Raw genomic sequence first — 4,500 nt, forward strand, 5'->3', positions numbered from 1 at the left:
GATCGTCCCCGGCGCCGTAGTCGAGGCGAAACCGGCCCAGCCCGGTGGGCCATCGAAGGAACGGCGAAAGCCGTTCTGCCGAGCGGCTTTTTCGCATTCTACGCGGATTATGAAGGCCTGGGGCGCCTCGACAAACTGCATGATCAACGATCCAGCAACGCAAGGAGTGAAGCGCGCATCTCGCACAGCATCGGCAGGATGTCTTTCTCCATGGCCAGAGTGCGTAATTCGCCCTCAAAACTTTCGAGAACCAACGGCAGCACCGTTCCGTCATCATCCGCAGCGGCGGCCATGAAAGCCTCGAGCATGTCGTCCGCAAGGCCTGACAGGTCACCCTGTGGATCAAGCAGCGTGTCGTAGTGACTGGCCACAAGGTCGCTCGCCTCGCCCCTTTCCGACAGAACTCCCCAAACCATACCGCCGCCCTCGACTTCGTAGGGGATCAATTCTCCGCGCTCTGGGCCAATGAGACCGAGATTGCAGCGGGAGGCTGCACGTTGATTCAATTGCTCGAGAACAAGGGACACAATTCCGGCCATCCAGATGTTTCCGAAGGCCTCCTCTTGATTAATGTCTGCGTCTTCTTCGATTGCCTTCACGCTCAGGAAGACCAGAGCATGCTTCGGACGCTTTTCAACTTCCGCCTGTATCGCCACCCGCACCACTTCTTCAAAGGCGTTCGATATCGATCCGAAGCGCATACCGCCCCAGCTGATATCGTCATCGAACGGCCCCTCCTGCAGGGACCAGCAATATTCGTCCCAAAGGTGCCGGGCTGCTACATCGCCGAAAGTGTCATGAGTTGATCGGGACCGCAGATCGTCAAGAACAGCCTCAACGATCATGGCGATCTCAGCACGGGCGAAGTCAGCAGCGGCGGAATGCAGCGTCAACAACCCATCTCGACTGACGTCTGGACGACCTTCTGCCATCGTTCACCCCCCGATCGGCGCTATAAAATGAAGCGTTGCGATCATCGATAGAATCCGATCTGCCGCAGTCGGCCTGCAGTGGCTGCAAACTCGCTACGAAACCATGCTTCATCGGCCTCCCAGTCCGCGACGGCCTGTTCATAGTTCCTTCGCTGGCGCCTTCTGTCTGCAAGCATCGAAAGATGACGACACATGGATGAAAACCGCTGATACGTGGCCGGACGACCCCAAGATTGATACTTGGAAGCCAGCTCCTTGGGAATTTCCGTTTGAAAACAGACCCTGAGTCGTCTCTGTCGATCCCATGGCGACAGGCCATTGGTTTTTCCCACTTTGTAGCCGACGTAAGCCAAAGGCGACTGCTCTTCACCGAAGACCGCGCCAGCCCTGAGAAACTCCCGCATCTCACGCTGAATGTCAGGGGGAATGACACGACCAAGTATCTGGTCACGCTCTTCTTCGGCCTCTCGACGCTCACGCGCTTCCTTTTCCAGACGGCGCGCACGCACTTCAGGATCTTCAGGTTTCTCCCGCGTCAGAAAGAAAACCAAGACTATGACCAAAATGCCAAATAGAAGAAAATAATTGCTTGTATCCATCTCTACATCCCCATCGCCGGCGTCATCAGCCGCTGGAAAAACCCCAGCTTCAGCCGGTAGCGCTGCGGCACGGATGGTGCGGGCGCCGCCTTACCGCGCCCGCTTCGGTTGCGATCATGAACCGTATAAACAGACCGGTCCCCGGCAAACCTGCCGTCGCGCGATTGCCGCGCGGGCTGATCGTGTATTTCGCCTCGCGCGGGCCCAGTGACCGCGAGGGGGTCGATTTCGACAGGTTCAGGGTTACCCCCGGGGCAAGGCGGACCCGCCGCCAGAAACGGAAGGCCATTTCTTTTCTCCATATATCACGCTTACCTCTGGTTTTTCTTTTTCCCAATCAATCAAGCTCTCAAAGACATCCGTTACATCAAATCCTGTAAAAACTCAGAGACAGGTGACACACCCGACAACCACAGGCGATCCCTCGCACGCGTGGCTGCAACATAAAGCAGGTGACGTTCTGTATTCATGATTTCATCGACTTGAGCTTCATCGCGCGCCATCAGCAGGCGATCTTCAAGCGGAACGACATCCTGATCCAATCCGATCACGGCAACAGCGCGGTACTCGGCGCCTTTGGCTTCGTGCATTGTCATAACTGGCACAGAAACCTTCGGCGCGATGCTGGACACCAGATCATCGGTTCGCACCAGGATCATTACTTCTGATGCCTGAAAACCTTGCTTAAAGAGCGCGTCGATCCAGGCTTGCAGGGCTGTCACCTCTTCTTCGCGGCTGCTGCATGCACGTATCTCTGGCGCAGAGCCTTCAAAGACTGAGGTCACACCCAGTCGATTGTCTTCTGTCCCGTCCGGCTCGACCAGCGTTTCCGGAAGCAGTTCATCGCTGTAGCGTCGGATCTGATGCGATGTGCGATAATTCACCTTCAGGCTGCGCGATCTTCCTCGGATCTCCACTCCGGTTGCCGCCCATGGAAATGGCGCGCGAAAAATTCTTTGGCCAATATCGCCAGCGAAGAATAATCCATTCTCCGCCTCGCCCAACACGCGCCCGAGAAGCAGGAGCTCCGGCACCGAGATGTCCTGCGCCTCATCAATCACGGCATGTGAAAACGGCAGTCCCCCAGTGTCTGCCAGTTCATGTGCCAACTGCGCCTCAGTCTTGAGATTTCGCGCGGCAAGGTCCGCGCGGAGGACCTCAAACACAGACCATGCGGCCTCTCTGCGTGCAGCAGGCATTCGCACCTTGCGGCCCAGTCGCGGCAGATCACGATAGCTCTCCCAATCGCGCACATTCCAGGCATCAACAATCAAGGACCACTCATCGCGCAGAAAATCGACAGACAGTGGCGCACCTGTCTTGGCGACAGCCTGTCCCAGCAGTTCTGATAGATTTTCCTCAGTGACCAACAGGGTCGGCCCAAATGCCTGCTGATGCATTTCACGGATCACATCGCCCAAGGCTGCAACATGAATACGCGTGCGCAGGTCTTCACTTGCCAGCAATGGAAGCTTGCGCGCCAAGGCTTCTGACAAGCGCGAATTGAATGTCGTGAGCAGAACCCGTGCGTCGGGGTCTTGCGCCAGTCGCACGGCTCGGTGCAGTGCAACAACCGTCTTACCGGTCCCGGCCGAGCCGATCACACGTGCCGGGCCATTGAAATCGCGCTCTACATATTCGCGTTGGGCGGGGTGCAGATAGACGGCCCAGCGCTCCCATGGGGCCTCCAGCGCCGCGCGCAACTCCTCGACATTTTCCATCACGCGGAAGCGGCGGCCTGCATCGGGGTGGGCGAAGGGGTCTGTGCCAGCCGCAACCAGCGCTGGAGTGGGGCGCGTGCCTGTGGCGGCTTGCAGGATGGCTTCGGCGGCTTCGGCGGGTAGGTGGCTGGCGATGTCGAGAACTGTGTCCTCGGTCGCGTCGCGCACCACATCCAGCCAATCTTCAGGCACGCCCCAGGACAGCAGAACCTCATCCCCCTCCCCCTCGAAGAGGCGCGGCAGACGGATCGCTTCTTCGACATAGCGCTGAATCACCACCTCTTGCACGGTCTCGCGGATTTCCACGATCTGCGCGGCGCCGGTGCGCGGGTGGGTGTCGATGCGGCGGCTTTCGGCCCAGGCATAGGCATCGTCATGATGGCCGACCCAGGCCAGAAGCGTATCGCCGCCCTGTTTGTGCAGCACCAACCGGATGTCGCTGTTCACACGCGCGGTCCAGAACCCCTTGTCGCGGGCGCGATCGACGCGGTGCATCGACAGGCCCGGACTGGCGGGGTTCATCTGCAGGTCGAAAGCGGCGGTCTTGACGGCTTTCTGTTCCTGCGCCGTCAGGCGCGCGAGGGCATCCGAGAAGGTGTCAGCGATGCGGAAGGTCATCGTTCGATCAGGTCAACAGTGTCTTCGGGAGGAAGCAATTTCGATATCCGCGACCTGATAGCTGACGGCTGACGGCCAAAATACTCCGAAAGCGCCTCAACAGCCTCTCCGCTGCGAACCTTCTTGATCAACTCGGCATCATCCTCGGTTGACCAAGGCTGGTAGGCATTCGGATACTGGCTTCTTGCTGCCTCGATATGGTGCGCTGTTTTCGAAGGCACTGCATCCTGCAAATCGAGCACTTCTTTTGCTGCTGCGAAAATACACGGATAGGTAATGCTTGGGTTGCGCTCAATGATTTGAGCATAGCTCAGACCAGATGCGATCCCTTCCAACACCACCCTTGAGCTGGGACTCAGCTTCTTCGACATTCAAACCCCCATCACCTTCATCACCTCATCCCCCAGATGGTTGATCACTTTCACCGCGATCCGTCCCGATTTCGGCGGCGCAAATGGCCGCGAGACTGTCCGTTTCAGGCTATCCCACGCCTCCTGATCCACCTCGCCCTTCAGGGTTGTCTTCAACTGCTTATAAGGCACCTCGGCCCCCGGGAAATACGCGTGGCGGACAAAGAACGACTCTTCGTTGTAATCCGTGTCGATGAACCAGCAGGCGATGTCATCGGGC

General features: G+C 58.2%; 6 protein-coding genes. All 6 read right to left on the minus strand.

The genetic code is table 11. The annotated features are described in order from the left end of the window. Window positions 1-143: 143 nt before the first annotated feature. On the minus strand, window positions 144-932 hold the full coding sequence (locus ACTIEN_RS21770; RefSeq protein WP_439525242.1) for a hypothetical protein: 789 nt from the start codon (window positions 930-932) through the stop codon (window positions 144-146). Window positions 933-973: 41 nt separating this feature from the next. Next, window positions 974-1,531 (minus strand): hypothetical protein, encoded by a 558-nt coding sequence (locus ACTIEN_RS21775; protein ID WP_439525243.1) that lies wholly within the window; start codon window positions 1,529-1,531, stop codon window positions 974-976. Window positions 1,532-1,580: 49 nt separating this feature from the next. Further along, window positions 1,581-1,820: a DUF4236 domain-containing protein gene (locus tag ACTIEN_RS21780; protein ID WP_439525244.1), complete on the minus strand. Its 240-nt coding sequence runs from the start codon at window positions 1,818-1,820 to the stop codon at window positions 1,581-1,583. A 73-nt stretch (window positions 1,821-1,893) separates the two neighbouring features. After that, window positions 1,894-3,870 (minus strand): 3'-5' exonuclease, encoded by a 1,977-nt coding sequence (locus tag ACTIEN_RS21785; RefSeq protein WP_439525245.1) that lies wholly within the window; start codon window positions 3,868-3,870, stop codon window positions 1,894-1,896. Continuing rightward, window positions 3,867-4,241, minus strand: a complete 375-nt coding sequence (locus ACTIEN_RS21790; RefSeq protein ID WP_439525246.1) for a hypothetical protein — start codon at window positions 4,239-4,241, stop codon at window positions 3,867-3,869. The genes ACTIEN_RS21785 and ACTIEN_RS21790 overlap by 4 nt, the downstream gene beginning before the upstream one ends. After that, window positions 4,242-4,500, minus strand: a 259-nt coding sequence (locus ACTIEN_RS21795) for a hypothetical protein (protein ID WP_439525247.1), incomplete at its 5' end; no start/stop codon positions are given.

Source organism: Marivita sp., assembly GCF_051859345.1.
In the GTDB taxonomy this organism is placed as follows: Bacteria; Pseudomonadota; Alphaproteobacteria; order Rhodobacterales; family Rhodobacteraceae; genus Marivita.

Bases quoted from the DNA above. Each gene is read 5' to 3' on its own strand.
- ACTIEN_RS21770 (WP_439525242.1), bottom strand. From the start codon at position 932: ATGGCAGAAGGTCGTCCAGACGTCAGTCGAGATGGGTTGTTGACGCTG.
- ACTIEN_RS21775 (WP_439525243.1), bottom strand. From the start codon at position 1,531: ATGGATACAAGCAATTATTTTCTTCTATTTGGCATTTTGGTCATAGTC.
- ACTIEN_RS21780 (WP_439525244.1), bottom strand. From the start codon at position 1,820: ATGGCCTTCCGTTTCTGGCGGCGGGTCCGCCTTGCCCCGGGGGTAACC.
- ACTIEN_RS21785 (WP_439525245.1), bottom strand. From the start codon at position 3,870: ATGACCTTCCGCATCGCTGACACCTTCTCGGATGCCCTCGCGCGCCTG.
- ACTIEN_RS21790 (WP_439525246.1), bottom strand. From the start codon at position 4,241: ATGTCGAAGAAGCTGAGTCCCAGCTCAAGGGTGGTGTTGGAAGGGATC.